Annotated in this window: 11 protein-coding genes; 6 read left to right on the top strand and 5 right to left on the bottom strand. The window is 42.6% G+C overall.

The window, feature by feature from the left end; translation table 11 throughout:
* Positions 1–2: 2 nt before the first annotated feature.
* On the bottom strand, positions 3–494 hold the full coding sequence (locus ACHCNF_RS09295; protein ID WP_408069536.1) for a ribonuclease FAU-1 family protein: 492 nt from the start codon (positions 492–494) through the stop codon (positions 3–5).
* A 109-nt stretch (positions 495–603) separates the two neighbouring features.
* Between ACHCNF_RS09295 and ACHCNF_RS09290 the strand changes: the two genes are divergently transcribed.
* A complete protein-coding gene (locus ACHCNF_RS09290) occupies positions 604–3,171 on the top strand; it encodes an apurinic/apyrimidinic endonuclease family protein (RefSeq protein WP_408069535.1) in 2,568 nt (855 codons plus the stop codon).
* A gap of 171 nt (positions 3,172–3,342) precedes the next feature.
* Here the strand turns inward: ACHCNF_RS09290 and ACHCNF_RS09285 are convergent, their stop codons facing one another.
* The 4 genes from ACHCNF_RS09285 to murC form a co-directional block, all read right to left on the bottom strand.
* Positions 3,343–4,539, bottom strand: coding sequence for a ribose-phosphate pyrophosphokinase (locus ACHCNF_RS09285; RefSeq protein ID WP_408069534.1), 1,197 nt, complete (start codon positions 4,537–4,539; stop codon positions 3,343–3,345).
* A gap of 12 nt (positions 4,540–4,551) precedes the next feature.
* Complete coding sequence (locus ACHCNF_RS09280) at positions 4,552–5,520, bottom strand: ATP-binding protein (protein WP_408069533.1); 969 nt, start codon at positions 5,518–5,520, stop codon at positions 4,552–4,554.
* Between the two features lie 60 nt (positions 5,521–5,580).
* Positions 5,581–6,606, bottom strand: coding sequence for a DnaD domain protein (locus ACHCNF_RS09275; protein WP_408069532.1), 1,026 nt, complete (start codon positions 6,604–6,606; stop codon positions 5,581–5,583).
* 307 nt (positions 6,607–6,913) lie between these two features.
* Positions 6,914–8,299 (bottom strand): UDP-N-acetylmuramate--L-alanine ligase, encoded by a 1,386-nt coding sequence (gene murC, locus ACHCNF_RS09270; protein WP_408069531.1) that lies wholly within the window; start codon positions 8,297–8,299, stop codon positions 6,914–6,916.
* A 293-nt stretch (positions 8,300–8,592) separates the two neighbouring features.
* Here murC and ACHCNF_RS09265 point away from each other — a divergent pair, with 293 nt between their 5' ends.
* The 5 genes from ACHCNF_RS09265 (at position 8,593) to mfd (ending at position 15,732) form a co-directional block, all read left to right on the top strand.
* Positions 8,593–9,864 carry a glucose-1-phosphate adenylyltransferase gene (locus ACHCNF_RS09265; RefSeq protein WP_408069530.1) on the top strand — a complete coding sequence of 424 codons (1,272 nt, stop codon included), beginning with the start codon at positions 8,593–8,595 and terminating at the stop codon, positions 9,862–9,864.
* Positions 9,864–10,982, top strand: a complete 1,119-nt coding sequence (glgD, locus tag ACHCNF_RS09260; RefSeq protein ID WP_408069529.1) for a glucose-1-phosphate adenylyltransferase subunit GlgD — start codon at positions 9,864–9,866, stop codon at positions 10,980–10,982. Before ACHCNF_RS09265 ends, glgD begins: the two co-directional genes overlap by 1 nt.
* A gap of 37 nt (positions 10,983–11,019) precedes the next feature.
* Positions 11,020–11,340: a septation regulator SpoVG gene (spoVG, locus tag ACHCNF_RS09255; RefSeq protein ID WP_408069528.1), complete on the top strand. Its 321-nt coding sequence runs from the start codon at positions 11,020–11,022 to the stop codon at positions 11,338–11,340.
* A gap of 231 nt (positions 11,341–11,571) precedes the next feature.
* Complete coding sequence (pth, locus tag ACHCNF_RS09250) at positions 11,572–12,153, top strand: aminoacyl-tRNA hydrolase (RefSeq protein ID WP_408069527.1); 582 nt, start codon at positions 11,572–11,574, stop codon at positions 12,151–12,153.
* 6 nt (positions 12,154–12,159) lie between these two features.
* Positions 12,160–15,732: a transcription-repair coupling factor gene (gene mfd / locus ACHCNF_RS09245; protein WP_408069526.1), complete on the top strand. Its 3,573-nt coding sequence runs from the start codon at positions 12,160–12,162 to the stop codon at positions 15,730–15,732.
* Positions 15,733–15,740 lie beyond the last annotated feature (8 nt).

Genomic DNA, 15,740 nt, shown 5'->3' with positions numbered 1-15,740 from the left:
CACTAAGTATGCAGAGAGTCTAATGCTTTGATAATGGGAGCCTCCAGAGTGGATATGCTATTTTCATAAAGCGCATCCATGAGGTTACTTAGAGAATTAAGAGCTGTTTTTAATTGTTGTTCATCGATCAGCTTTCGCTCAAAAGCTTCACATAATTCGTCAAGATCGAGAATACGCATTCTGCCATTGGGATAGATCACTACATCAGCCAGAAGGTCGAGAGCCACGATGGAGTTCTCCTTAGGGCCTTTCTGATAATCTATGATATCGCAGTACCAATACATAAGACTGGAATCTGCGCGGTAAAATTTGCTGATCTTGTAGCCTCTTTTTAAATAATAGCAGGAATATCCGTGAGACAGGTCAGAGCGGGGATGAATCGCTTTCCATGCAGTAACAATGGTGTTATCATCACATTGAAGGATCTGATCGTCTTTTAAAAGAATACATTCATCCGGAATGATACGTTTGCGGTAAAGAACAGGGTAACTCATGATTCCCCCTATCTGCGCAATACAGCGCTGTCAATAAGCGTTTAGAAGTTAGAAAAATATTACCGCGATGTGTGTAATAAGTCAATGGAATTAAGGTATAGGATTTGTAATGAAAAACGCAATCTTTAAGATTATATATACTATAGTTGTATTTGTACTTTCTCTGTTTCTGATAGGGCACTTCACTAATGTTGAGACAGTTGACATGACTGCAAAAATGGGTGCTCCTACTTTCCCCACAGTAAGCTTTGAGTTAAACGGCAAACAGGTGAATATGCTTCATGGATACGCCACTGAGATGGATGTTGCGCACATGAGGGGAGAAATTCTTCCGGCAACCGGCTCCAGAGGTATTTCTTTTCAGATGAATACCTATGGCGAGGAGGTTTCCGACTTAAAGTTTGAGGTAAGACAGGTTTCAGGTAACAGTCTTGTTGAAAACTCGGAAATAACTGATCTGTCAAGAGATGGCGATATTATACGGGGATCTTTTCAGATGAAGGACCTGATCGATGCAGGTCAGGAGTATATGCTGGTAATTCTGGCTAATGTCAACGGTCAGACGGCACGCTATTACACAAGGGTTATCTGGCCTGAGAGCGAGGAATCATTCCACGTTGCCGAGGCAATGGACTTTGCGGTTAATTTTTCAAATATGACCTTTGATAAGGCAGGTCAGGCAGAGGAGATATCAAAGTATCTGGAGACAAATTCTGAAGAGGACAACACTTCTTACAGCCACGTTTCAATTAACAGCAGTTTTGATCAGGTGACTTGGGGGGATCTTAACATAATTGAACACACAGCGCCAAGGATAATGCTCCGTGATATACATTCACAGACCTCTATTATAGGGCTTGAGTACCAGGTTACGCAGAAGACGGTGGATGGAAGCGAGAAGCTCTACAATATAGAGGAATCGTATAGAATCAGATATACATCGGACAGGATTTATCTTCTGAATTTTGACAGGAAGATGAATTATGTATTTAACGCTGATGCATCTGATTTTACAGATAATGCGATCGGTCTGTGGATAACCAATCCGGATGTGAAGATAAAAGAGAGCGATGGCGGCAGCGTTTTCGCATTTATCAGTGAAGACAGGCTCTATGTTTATAACGGTACGGAAAATAAGGTTGCTCTCGTTTTTGGATTTTATAATGATGATTATTCCGACGACAGAGCTACCTATAAAGGAAATACGATTCACATATTAAGTGTAGATGAGGCAGGAAATGTGGTATTTGCGGTTTCGGGATACATGAATCGCGGAGATCACGAGGGCTGTGTTGGAAATGCCATTTATAAATATGACTCGCAGCTAAACACTATAGAGGAGATGGTATTTATTCCCTCCACGCTTCATCAGGATATTGTCCGTGAGTACTCTGAGAAGGTTCTTTATGTAAGTAAAAGCGGAGAGCTTTTCATAATGCTTGATGGCGATATATATATGGTTGAGCTTGATCAGAGAAACCAGAAGAAGCTTATCGAGAATATATCCGAGGACAGATACTGTATTTCGGATTCAGGAAGTATCATCGCATGGCAGGATGAAGATAAGAAGACTGTTCAGATCATGAATCTCAGCACTCAGGCACAGTCAGATATTCAGGCAGAATCCGGAGACCTGATAAGAGTTCTTGGGTTTATGGGAGAGGACTTTGTGTACGGAATGGTTCATGAGTCTGATGTGCACACAGACCGAATGGGGACAAAGGTCTATGGAATGTACAGTGTTCATATTGTGGATAGTGAGGGCAATACTCTTGAAAACTACAGCCCGTCACAGGGTGTTGTTACCGATATCTCAATAGAGGATAATCTTATAAGACTGTCACGTGCCGCATGGAATGATGGAAGCGGACTATATGACGAACTGATAGATGATCAGATCATGAGTACTTTGAAAAAAGAAGTTGGAAGTAATTTCGTGACGGTTGCGGCGACTGAAAATTATAAGAATGTGACTCAGATTAATGTAAAGAGCAGCGCTAAGAAGAAATCACTTATAGTGCAGACTCCTAACATGACTTTGTATGAAGGAAGCCGTGAAGTTGAAATAAAATCTGACAGGGATACGGAGACTGAGCCATATTACTATGTATATGGACTCTACGGACTTGAGAGCGTGTGTGACAATCCCGCAGATGCTGTAACCGGTGCCTATAATGCTCCGGGCGTTGTCATGAATGATGTGAATCAGTATGTATGGGTGAGAGGTAATCTACTTGCTTCAAATCAGATAATGTATATCACCAACCTTGCTGAGAACTGGGAGAATATGTCTTCAGAGAATTCTACAAGCGTATGCCTTGACCTGATACTTCAGCACAAGGGAATAAACGTAAATGTGAATTCAATGCTTGAGCAGGGTAGTTCTGTAGTGGATATTTTGTCCAACAGCCTCGTTAATTCCAGAGTTTTGGAACTTGATGGCTGCCCCATGGAGGCAATGCTCTACTATGTAAATCAGGATATTCCTGTTATGGCAACTCTTAATGATGGAAACAGCCTGCTTATAATAGGCTTCAATGATCTTAACACGGTACTTCTTGAGCCTTCGACAGGGCAGGTTTATAAGCTTGGTAAGGGGGATACTACTACGTTGTTTGAGAATAACGGCAATCACTTTATAACTTATCTGCCGGGAATTGAGAACTATTCAAATTAAGACAAAAGTATGAAACTGTGAAAAAATATATTGACTTTGCGAACTATACAAATCAATTATTTTGAAACGAAGAAATAGTATTAAAAAGGAGCTTTGAAAAAATGATGATCATTTCTTCAAAGCTCTTTTAATTTAACTTAATTTATTTAACTTCCTCAAAAGAGGAAATAATTATTTCTGAGTATCAAGCTCTCCGTTCTTGTAGCGGGCGATGATGCTGTTGATACGTTCTACAGGATTAAGGAGATCACTAATTGAGGCATCGTGGTTAAGTGTGTCGATGAGGTAAGCGATGTACTTACTCATATCGCAGCTTATATACCAGTCACGGGAGAGAAGCTCAGGTGTCTGATAGATAAGGTTTGTGGTGAGGACTTTGTCTATCAGACCTTCCTCGTGAGCCTTATCGAATTTCTCAAGACCGTTTGTGAAAAGACCAAAGGTTGAGAATGCGAAAATTCTGGCTGCTTTTCTCTGCTTGAGAGCCTTAGCAACGTCGAAGATACTCTCACCTGAAGAAATCATATCATCTACGATGATAACATCCTTACCCTCAACGGAAGTTCCGAGGAACTCGTGTGATACGATAGGATTTCTGCCATCAACAACCTGAGTATAGTCACGGCGCTTGTAGAACATTCCTACGTCGAGACCCATAACGCTGGCGAGGTAGATAGCACGTCCCATACCGCCTTCATCAGGAGAGATGATCATCATATGGTCTGAATCAATCTGGAGATCGTTTATATTTCTAAGAAGTGCCTTGATAAACTGATATGTGGTACGAACAGTCTCAAAGCCGTTTAACGGAATAGCATTCTGAACTCTGGGGTCATGTGCATCGAAAGTAATAATGTTATCAACACCCATGCTTACAAGCTCCTGCAGTGCAATAGCACAGTCGAGAGATTCTCTGGATGTGCGCTTGTGCTGGCGGCTCTCATAAAGGAAAGGCATGATTACTGTAATTCTTCTGGCCTTACCACCTACAGCAGCTATTATTCTCTTAAGATCCTGATAGTGATCATCAGGAGACATGTGATTTTCTTTTCCGAAAAGTGAATAAGTAAGAGAGTGGTTACAAACATCAACCATGATGTAGAGATCATCACCTCTGACAGACTGTTTGATAACACCCTTGGCTTCGCCGCTTCCGAATCTCGGAACCTCTGCTTTTAAAAGATAGGAGGGACGTTCATAACCGGTAAATGCAAGACTTCCTTTGTGCTCGTTCTCGCGCTCCTCACGCCATTTAACAAGGTAATAATCTACCTTCTCTCCAAGTGACTCGCATCCCTTTAAAGGAATAATACCGAGTGAACCAACAGGGATAGTTTCAAGGTTGCGTTTTTCTTCTCTTCTTGGCATTGCCAAAATTCCTCACTTTCTATTTTGGACCTTTTTCATGATGCGGATATCCTTACCGGTCAGCTTGCAAAGATGATACGAGCTGGCAATTCTGGAGGATACTCGCTCTGAGTACATGGACTTGATGTCGTCCAATGAAAAATTAGTTGTGATAATGGTAGATTTATTCCTGTTCAATCTCTCATTAATGCACGTAAAAAGCTGAGGAATAGAAGTGTTTGAAACATGTTCTGTCCCCAGGTCATCAATTATGAGAAGTTCTGTATTGTAAAGATCTTCATATAGTGATCGCAGTTCCTCAGTCTTTTTAAAATCATAAGTATTGGTCTGGATCAGTGAAAAGAGAGAAGCGGCACTGAAATACAGTACTGAGTGCCCCATCTCCAGTATCTCCTTCGCAATACAGATGGAAAGGAATGATTTACCAGTACCAACTGTACCATAAAAGAGCAGATTTGGGTATAAACTTTCAAAATTCTTAATAAAATCTTTCGAAGTTCTTACTGCTCCGCGGAATCTCTCAAGATCCTCACCTGTATAATATTCTTCTGAAAGAACATCAAAATTAGCATCTTTAGCCAGCTTATTAATGTTGGACTGGGCATAAAGACGCTCGATGATTTTTTGTTTGAAGCATGAGCACTTTTCGTTGTTTACGTATCCGGTATCCTTGCAAAAGGGGCAATTATAGTGCATTTCAAGATAGTCATCGGATAGTCCGGCCTCACGCAAAAGACTGCGCTTCCTTGCGGATACTTCAGCCAGCTGTCTGTGAAGCTCGGATCTGTCCAACTTTTCCCCGTTTAAGAGGCGTCGCCCGAAGGCGGCGCTTCTTTTCCCGGTCTCCTGCTCAAGTACTAGGTAGCCGGGAACATGTTCTTCAACATACCTGATTCGCTTGGTCAGTTCACTTCTTCTGAGAGTACGAATTCTCTCATAATCGTGCATGATTTCGTCGTACTGCGTGTTTGATAATGCCATAGCGATTCACCTCCCTGCACTTCCCGCATGGATTTGGCCGCCACACGGAAAGTGCGTATCTTAATTGTCCAGTAACTGCTGTTCCAGACTAGAAAGATCGTATTCGTTTTGTTTGAACTGGTGGAAACGATTATTTGTTCTGATATTATCTATTTTCTTTATGCTTTCTTTTTTGGCTGTCTCTTTACCAAAATTGCAATCAAGCTTATTAACATCTGCAAGAGTCTTTACTCCGCCCTTGAACCAGCTTCTGAGGATACCGTCGCAATACTGAAGACGTTTTACCTGAGTCTGGAGAACTGTTCTGCGGCATGCCTCTGTGATAATAACAAGAGAAAAGCCGTATTCGTTCTGCCAGCGGTCAAAGAACTGAAGCTCTGCAGGAGTAGGAGCGTTCTGCATTCCAAGCTCTTTCATAATCTGATAAGCTGCTTTGGAAGCTGAGCTCTCAAGACTTGCCTGCTCTGTTGTGGTTATACCTTTTTCATGCCATGCCATTGCTACCTTGCGGACATAATCGAAATCCTTTTTGCCGGCACTTGCGCAGTGCTGGAGAAGGTAATCAAGAAGGTCCTCAGAGAATTCAAGATCATCCTGAATGTAGTAGATAGTCTTGATTTCGCCGGGATTCAATGTGCGACCAAAATACTGCTCAGCAACAAAAAGCATCTGCGGATTGTCTTTGTGCTCAACCTTCTTCTTCGGCTTCTTTACAACGGAATACTTAGGCTGTGCCACTTCTTCTGTCATACGTACAGAATGAAGGCTTGTGACCTTAGCAGCTCTCTTGGGCAGAATGTCCTGCATATGGATACCAATCAGCTGACCTGCAGCATCGAGCTCAAGCCCGATAAGTCCTTGCTCCTCCCAGTAGGAGAGGGCGCGCTGAACGTCCTTCTCCGTATAATTGAACTTGTCTGCAAGGTCAGCGACGCTGGTAGCCGTGCCTGCGCACATCATTCGAAGCAGATAAAGGTAAACCTTTATCTGAGCATCATTTGCATCTGCAAGATATTCATCAATAAAAATATTGGAAAGTGATGTCGTTGACATCATAGAATTGTTAATAGTTACTCGCCCCATCATTTGCTTTCTTCACCCACTTTTTTCATATTTTTCATTTTAAATCCTTTAAATCTCTCTAACACGATTTGAATTATACACAAAAGATGAACCTGTGCAAATGGGAAAAATGACGATAAAAATGCAGGCGGACACTGGGTTTGAAGGAATTTGATAATTTGTGGACAATGTGGATAACGTGGATTATTTTAATGAAAAATATAAAGAAAACCGCTGACTGCTCAGAGAGTTTCGAGGTAACAGTCAGCGGTAGTTATCCACACAGATTTTTAATTAAATTGTATAAGGTGAAAGTGGATAGGGTGGAAAATTACATTCCCAGGAGGTCATTCGCGATATTTACAACATCGCCTGCCCCCATGGTTATCAACAAATCATCCTTAGTGCAATTTTGCAAAAGAAATTTTTCAATCTCGTCAAAGGAAGGAAAATAATAACATTCATGGCCGAGTGACTCGATTTTCTCTTTTAAGGTCCTGGAGCTTATGCCCAGGTTATCTGTTTCTCTAGCAGCATAGATGTCAGCAATTATAAGCTTATCTGCGCCAAGGAGTGCATGAGCAAATTCATCCATAAGAGCTTTGGTCCTGGTAAAAGTGTGGGGCTGGAATACAACCCATATATTTTTGTGAGGATAGTTCTTGGCTGCGCTAAGGGTAGCAGCGATTTCCGTGGGATGGTGAGCGTAATCATCAATGATCGTCACACCGTCCACTGTCCCTTTATATTCGAAACGCCTGTCTGTTCCTGTAAATGAGCACAGACCTGATTTGATCTCAGCTTCACTGATTCCAAAGACATCACTTGCAGCTGCAGCTGCCATGGCATTGCTGATGTTGTGCTTGCCGGGAACCTTAAGTGCTATATCAAAACCATTTCCGTTCTTTATATTAATATGGAACGAAGCGTTACCAAAGGAATCATAGCTTATGTTTGTAGGATAATAATCATAATTATCTGAGAAACCATAAGTCTTGATGTTGCAGGTAAGACCATCTGTAATTTCTGAAAGATTCGGAATTTCTCCATTTATTACCAGGGTCCCGTTTTCCGGAATAAGCTGTGCAAACTTTCTGAAGGAATGCCTGATGTCATCAAGGTCCTTGAAGAAATCAAGGTGATCGGCATCAATGTTCAGGATTATTCCTACTCCGGGGAAAAAGCTGAGGAAGCTGTTTGTGTATTCACAGGCCTCAGTCACAAAATATTTTGAAGCTCCTATTCTGATGTTTCCGCCTATATCCTTCAAAAAGCCACCTATTGAAACAGTGGGATCAAGGTTTCCCTCAAGCATGATCTTGGCAACCATGGCTGTTGTGGTTGTCTTGCCATGAGTTCCCGCAACGTTAACGGGAAGGTGGTAATGCTGCATTATCTGACCAAGGAGCTCTGCTCTTGTAAGCATGGGGATGCCAAGCTTTTTGGCAGCAGCAAATTCGGGATTATCGGGATGGATGGCAGCAGTATAAACTACGACATCCGGCTTAATGATGTTATCGATATTCTCTGCGCGCTGACCAATGAATACCTTAATGCCGGCATTGGTGAGCTCGGCTGTAGCTTCTGATTCTGAGCGGTCTGATCCGCTTACTTTAAAGCCTCTGTTTGCAAGCACCAACGCAAGACCACTCATGGAAATGCCGCCAATGCCGATAAAATATACATTTATGGGATTATCAAAGCTAATCTGGTACACTATGTTCCTCCTACTATAATTATCAAAAAGTTATCTCTTGTATATGGAGAGAGAACAGATTAATCGTCTGTCAAACTCCGTATGTTAACCATACTACTTCCTATTAATCATGTCAAAATTTGCAGAATATCCAAAAAGTGAGAAAAATAGCGGATTATTTTCGTAAATTCGTTCCCTTTAAAATTTTAATGTGATATACTCTAAGTGGTGGTTTATGTGGGGGAATTAAAAATCAACCATCATTAATAAACACCGCGAGCAAAAATTCATTATTATGACAACGAGGTCTTAACATGATAAAAAAAGAGATGATTGCCATGTTGCTGGCCGGTGGGCAAGGTAGCAGACTGGGCGTTCTGACCGCAAAGATGGCGAAACCAGCAGTTTCATTTGGCGGTAAATACCGTATCATTGACTTTCCACTAAGTAATTGTATCAACTCAGGAGTAGATACAGTGGGTGTGCTTACACAGTACAGACCGCTGCGTCTTAATTCGCATATCGGAATTGGTATTCCGTGGGATCTTGACCGTAATATCGGTGGTGTATCCATTTTGCCTCCTTATGAAAAGAGTGCGAATAGTGAGTGGTATACCGGAACAGCCAATGCAATTTTCCAGAATTTAGAGTACATGGAGAATTACCATCCTGATTATGTGCTCATTCTTTCAGGTGACCACATTTACAAGATGGATTATGAGACCATGCTTGATTTCCACAAGGCTAACGGAGCAGATGTAACAATTGCAGTTATGCCCGTACCGATTGAGGAAGCAAGCAGATTTGGTATTATGATCACTGATGAGGACAGGAAAATTGTGGACTTTGAGGAGAAGCCTGAGAAGCCACGTTCCAATCTTGCGTCCATGGGTATTTATATTTTCTCATGGGAAGCTCTTAAGGAAGCACTCATCACCAATCAGGATCAGCCGGGTCTCGATTTTGGTAAGCATATTATTCCTTACTGCAAGGATAAGGGTCAGTCCTTATATGCATATGAATTTGACGGCTACTGGAAGGATGTAGGAACACTTACATCATACTGGGAAGCCAATATGGAGCTTATTGATATCGTTCCTGAGTTCAACCTCTATGAGGAGTATTGGAAGATCTACACAAGGAACGAGGTTCAGCCTCCGCAGTACTTAGGACCTGAGAGTTCTACATCCAGAAGTATTATTGGTGAGGGTTCTGAGATTTACGGCGAGGTTCATAACTCGGTAATCGGATGCGGCGTTAAGATTGGCAAAGGCACAGTCGTAAGCCACTCCATCATCATGAATGGAACCGAGATCGGTGAGAACTGCAACATAGAAAAAGCGGTTATAGCCGAGCAGGTAAAAATCGGAAACAATGTAAAACTTGGCGAGGGCGAAGAAGTTCAGAACGAGACCAAGCCCGGTATTTACAGAGACGGAATCGTAACTATCGGAGAAAAATCAGTTGTGCCAAACGGCGTGGTCGTTGGCAAGAACACAATGATCTCCGGTGTAACTACCGAAGCAGACTATCCGGACAATGTGCTGGCTAGCGGAAGAACATTAGATAAGGCAGGTGATAGGTAGTGAGAGCGATTGGAATTATTCTTGCCGGAGGTGGCAGCAACCGCATGCACGAGCTTTCTAAGAACAGAGCCGTTTGTGCTATGCCCATAGCCGGTTTTTACAGAAGTATTGATTTTGCATTGAGTAACATGACGAACTCCCATATTCAGACGGTGGCAGTCTTCACGCAGTATAATGCAGGAAGCCTGAATACACATCTTTCATCATCCAAATGGTGGGACTTCGGACGTAAGCAGGGTGGTCTTTATGTATTCACTCCTGCAGCTAAGGCTAACGGCAATCTGTGGTACAGAGGTACAGCTGATGCCATTGCGCAGAACCTCAGCTTTTTGAAGAGCTGTCATGAGCCCTATGTGGTTATCACTTCAGGTGACTGCGTATATAAGATGGATTATAACAAGCTTCTTGAGTATCACATTGAGAAGCAGGCAGATATCACTGTTGTATGCAAGGATGTCGCAGCTGATATCGATACAGAGAGATTCGGAACGATCCGCATGAACGAGGAGAGCCGGATCGAGGAGTTCGAGGAGAAGCCTGTAGTTGCAAGATCCAACACGGTTTCCTGCGGTGTGTATGTAATAAGACGCCGTCAGCTTATCGAACTCATAGAGAAAGCACAGACAGAAGAGAGATTCGACTTCGTTAGGGATATCCTCGTAAGATACAAGGATATGAAGAGAATCTACGGATACAAGCTCAAGACCTACTGGAATAACATCGCTTCTGTTGAAGATTATTTCCGCACCAATATGGACTTCCTTAAACCGGAAGTAAGAAACTATTTCTTCAACGAGTATCCGGGTGTATATACCAAGGTTATCGACCTTCCGCCTGCAAAGTACAATGTGGGAGTTAAGGTTTCAAACAGCCTTATCTCAAGCGGATGTATCATAAACGGTATGGTTGAGGATTCAGTTATCTTCAAGGGTGCATTCATTGGTAATAACTGCTACATCAAGAATTCAATAATTCTGAATGATGTTTATATCGGTGATAATACACACATTGAGAACTGCATCGTAGAGAGTCACGGTACCATTCAGGCTAACTCTTATTACAAGGGTGAGAATGATATCAAAATAGTAGTTGAGAATAATGAGAGGTATGTAATCTAAGTATTCATTATACATTTCTAGAAGGGGGATAAACAGGATGAATATTACAGATGTTCGTGTCAGAAAAGTAGCTAAGCAGGGGAAAATGCGTGCCATTGTTTCAATCACACTTGATAATGAATTTGTTGTTCATGATATCAAGGTCATTGAGGGTGACAAGGGTCTTTTCATTGCAATGCCCAGCAAAAAATCAGTTGATGGAGAGTATCGTGATATCGCACATCCGATTAACTCCGATACCAGAAGACTGCTTCAGGATACTATACTGAAGGCTTATGATGAAGCTTCTGACGAGGTAATTGATTCAAGACCGGTAGCTGATGAAGCTGCACCTGCAGGTGTTGGAAGTTTGTTCTGATAAAAATTGTATTCAGAATGATTTTATGAGATTATATGGGGAGTGGCGTTTAGGCGTCATTCCCTTTTTTATTCAATAGGAAATTCCTTCGGATTTCCTATTGAATAAAAAGCGCTCCGCTAAGGATGCGACTGGTGCGCAGATGAATTTTGCAAGCTAAAGCTTGCGCGCACCAGCGCGCAAAGAGTCGCGAGCGACTCTTTGTTCTTAATATTTTTTTGAGAGGAAGTTATGTTTTTAATTGCAGGACTCGGTAATCCCGAGAAAAAATATAATGCCACAAGGCACAATGTTGGCTTTGGGGTAATAGATGTTTTATCTGAAAAATATGATATAGATCTTACTGAGATGAAGTTCAAAGGTATGTACGGAAAAGGAAGGATCGGCAATGAAAAGGTCATCCTTCTTAAGCCTCTGACATACATGAATTTAAGTGGTGAGTCCATAAGACCTGTGGCTGACTATTTTAAAATAGATACAAAAACAGAGCTTATAGTGATATCCGACGATATAGATCTTGACCCCGGTAGGATCAGGGTTCGTCCCGGCGGAAGTGCAGGCGGACACAATGGGCTTAAGAACATTATCGCCCAGCTAGGCCATGATGAGTTCTCACGTGTAAGAGTGGGAGTAGGTAAAAAGCCCCCAAGGATTGATCTTGCGGATTGGGTTTTGGGACATTTTGACAAAGAAGATACCGAATACGTCAAGGAAGCCATGGAGCATGCAGCAGATGCTGTGAGACTTATAATGGAAGAAGACGTAAATGCGGCTATGAACAAGTGGAACGGAGTTAAACCGGATAAGGAATAGGTCTGTATGAGAGCTATAGAGGCGCCTCTTTTCGAGTTGGAGGCTTTTCAAAAACTGAATAAATATCTGGAAAAACCTTTTGCATGCGCTGAGGTATCAGGATGTATGGATTCTCAAAAGCTCCATATGATAGGTGCGCTTGCACAGGATTATAAATATCGCATCATCGTTACCTACAGCGATATCAGAGTAAAGGAGATTGTGGAGGACTACAGGTTCTACGACCGCAATGTCACTGTTTATCCTGCCAAGGATCTGATCTTTTATCAGGCGGATATTCACTCCAATGAAATCGTAAGAGAGAGAATAAAATGCTTAAGGCGCCTTATTGAAGGAAGACCCGTTACTGTTGTCACCACCTTTTCAAGCCTTATGACACCACAGATTCCGGTTGATGTCATAAAGAACAACATTTTAAAAATCGATAAGAGAAAACCTGTGGATGAGAGGCAGATCGCCAAGACTCTGACACAGATAGGATATTCAAGAGTTTATCAGGTTGGAGCACCTGGTGAGTTTTCCGTGAGAGGTGACATTATAGATGTGTTTGACCTCACAGAGGAGAACCCGTACCGTATCGAGCTCTGGGGTGACGAAGTTGAAAACATCAGAAGCTTCGACATCATGACTCAGCGCTCTATTGATAAGCTTGAATCCATAGAGATATACCCTGCAGCGGAGATAATTCTCACAGATGATGAGAAAAAGCAGGGACTAAAAAAGATGGAGAGCGAGATGAAGCTCGTCTATCAAAAGCTCAGGGATGAATTTAAGACAGAGGCAGCTCACAGGATTAAGACATCGTTCGAGGAACTAAAGGAAGAGCTGACTGAGCTGGAACTTGAGGTCAACCTGGAGAGCTATATCAGATATTTTTATGAAAAGACCGTGACATTTTTGGAACTTTTCCCTGCAGGTAAATCCTGCATTTTCATAGATGAGCCCCTTCATGTGCTGGAGCACGCTTCTGCTGTTGAGACAGAGTTCAGGGAGAGCATGATCCACAGATCGGAGAATGGTTATGCACTTCCGTCACAGATGGACCTTCTGTATTCAGCAGAGGAGTGCATTGCAAGGATGCAGAGCACGAGGCGTGTAATGGTATCAGCGCTCCAGGCTCCGGAGGGACTAAACAGGTTTAAACCTGAAGTACACTTCGAGGTACATGCGAGAAGTATCGCTCCTTACAACAACAGCTTCGAGTCTCTTGTGCATGACCTTAAGGGCTTTGTTAAAAACGGCTACAAGGTGCTTATTTTATCAGGCTCAAGAACAAGGGCAAAGCGAATAGTAGAGGATCTTAGGGACCAGAGCGTAACAGCTTTTTATAGTGAAAATCCCATGAGGGAGCTGCAGCCCGGTGAGATAATGACCTATTACGGCAGAATCTTAAAAGGTTTTGAGTACACTGACCTTAAATTTGCGGTCATTTCAGAGAGCGATATTTTCACAGAGCACAAAAAGAAAAAGAGAAAGAGCTCAAAGTCGAAATACAGCGGTGAGAAAATATCGGGATTTTCGGACCTCACTGTTGGCGATTACGTTGTCCACGAGGATCACGGACTTGGAATTTATAAAGGAATAGAGAAGATTGAGACTGATCATGTTGTCAGGGATTACATAAAGATAAGCTATGCTGATGGCGGTAACCTCTATGTCCTTGCAACAGGACTTAATGTCATTCAGAAGTATGCAAGCGGTGATGCGGGCGCTGACGGCAAGGCCAGAAAGCCTAAGCTTAACAAGCTTGGAACCGGTGACTGGAAGAGAACGAAGAACAAGGTAAGGACTGCTGTTGAAGAGATAGCGGATGACCTTGTGGAGCTCTATGCCAAGAGACAAAACAGCAGCGGATACCGGTTTGGCAAGGATACTGTGTGGCAGCAGGAGTTTGAGGATGCATTTCCTTTTGATGAGACAGAAGATCAGCTGACCGCTATATCGGACACCAAAGCTGACATGGAATCAGCCAGAATAATGGACAGACTTATCTGCGGTGACGTGGGCTTTGGAAAGACAGAGATTGCTATACGTGCGGCATTTAAGGCAGTTCAGGACGGAAAACAGGTTGCTATTTTAGTGCCTACAACTATCCTTGCACAGCAGCATTACAATACCTTTACCGAGAGAATGAAAGACTTCCCCGTAAGGGTTGATATGATGTCAAGATTCCGCACAGCTTCTGAACAGAAGAAAACGGTGGAGGATCTAAAGAAAGGTCTTGTTGACGTAGTAATAGGAACTCACAGACTTTTATCAAAGGATGTGGTCTACAAGGATCTGGGGCTTCTCATCGTGGATGAGGAGCAGAGATTTGGAGTAACTCACAAGGAAAAGATCAAAAAGCTCAAGGAAAATGTGGACGTTCTGACCTTGTCCGCAACGCCTATTCCAAGAACACTTCATATGTCACTTGTGGGAATAAGAGATATGAGCGTCCTTGAGGAAGCTCCAATGGACAGACAGCCTATTCAGACCTTTGTATGTGAGTACAACGACGAGATGGTGCGCGAAGCCATATCGAGAGAGGTTGCAAGAGGCGGCCAGGTTTACTATGTGTACAACAGAGTAAATGACATCGCGGATGTGGCAGCAAGGATCCAGAAGCTTGTGCCTGAGGTGAATGTATCCTTTGCACATGGACAGATGAAGGAATCCGAGCTTGAGAGAATCATGTATGACTTTATAGATGGTGAGATCAATGTGCTGGTATCAACCACTATTATCGAGACAGGACTTGATATCGCCAATGCCAACACGATGATAATCCATGATTCCGATAAAATGGGACTTTCGCAGCTCTATCAGCTAAGAGGACGTGTCGGAAGATCTAACAGAACTGCCTACGCTTTTCTTATGTACAAGAGAAACAAGATGCTGCGTGAGGTTGCGGAAAAACGATTATCGGCTATAAGAGAATTCACCGATCTGGGTTCAGGCTTTAAGATAGCGATGCGTGATCTTGAAATCAGAGGCGCAGGAAACCTTCTTGGAAAGAGTCAGTCAGGACATATGGCATCTGTCGGGTACGACTTGTATTGTAAGATGCTGGGAGAAGCTGTCAGAAGAAAGAAGGGCGAAGAAAAGGATGCCCTTTTGGAAGATTTTTCAACCAGCGTAGATCTTGATGTGGACGCATTTATTCCAAATGATTATATTGTTAATGAGGAACAGAAGCTTGAAATCTATAAGCGCATCGCGGGAATCGAGAATGAGGGTGATCGCGATGATATGAGAGATGAGCTGAAGGACCGATTCGGAGATATACCGGAGTCGGTTGATAACCTCATAAGAATTTCACTTGTAAGAGAGAAAGCGCACAGCTTATACATACTTGAGATAAAGGGCGGAAACGGGGAAGTTGCCATCAAGATGAACAACAATGCAAGACTTAAGGCGGAGAATATTCCTGTTTTCATAGCAGCCTGCGACGGAAAGATAGAGTTCAGGCCGGCATCATATTCTCTTTTTCTGTATAAATATGTAAAGAACAACAATACTATGGAAGCAGAGAGACAGCTCCTTAAGGACGTGGAAGAGATTGTCAGTAAGATGGAAGTTCTCTCTGAGAAACAGTGACAAGGAAA

The organism is Butyrivibrio sp. NATIVEDY162, assembly GCF_045999815.1.
Lineage (GTDB): Bacteria > Bacillota > Clostridia > Lachnospirales > Lachnospiraceae > Butyrivibrio.
Note: the sequence above shows the minus strand (reverse complement) of the source record. Positions and strands in the feature narration are given on the sequence as shown.

Excerpts from the sequence above, each read along its gene's own strand:
- pth (WP_408069527.1), top strand. The coding sequence starts at position 11,572 with ATGTTTTTAATTGCAGGACTCGGTAATCCCGAGAAAAAATATAATGCC.
- ACHCNF_RS09285 (WP_408069534.1), bottom strand. The coding sequence starts at position 4,539 with ATGCCAAGAAGAGAAGAAAAACGCAACCTTGAAACTATCCCTGTTGGT.
- ACHCNF_RS09295 (WP_408069536.1), bottom strand. The coding sequence starts at position 494 with ATGAGTTACCCTGTTCTTTACCGCAAACGTATCATTCCGGATGAATGT.
- mfd (WP_408069526.1), top strand. The coding sequence starts at position 12,160 with ATGAGAGCTATAGAGGCGCCTCTTTTCGAGTTGGAGGCTTTTCAAAAA.
- ACHCNF_RS09265 (WP_408069530.1), top strand. The coding sequence starts at position 8,593 with ATGATAAAAAAAGAGATGATTGCCATGTTGCTGGCCGGTGGGCAAGGT.
- ACHCNF_RS09275 (WP_408069532.1), bottom strand. The coding sequence starts at position 6,606 with ATGATGGGGCGAGTAACTATTAACAATTCTATGATGTCAACGACATCA.
- ACHCNF_RS09290 (WP_408069535.1), top strand. The coding sequence starts at position 604 with ATGAAAAACGCAATCTTTAAGATTATATATACTATAGTTGTATTTGTA.
- ACHCNF_RS09280 (WP_408069533.1), bottom strand. The coding sequence starts at position 5,520 with ATGGCATTATCAAACACGCAGTACGACGAAATCATGCACGATTATGAG.
- spoVG (WP_408069528.1), top strand. The coding sequence starts at position 11,020 with ATGAATATTACAGATGTTCGTGTCAGAAAAGTAGCTAAGCAGGGGAAA.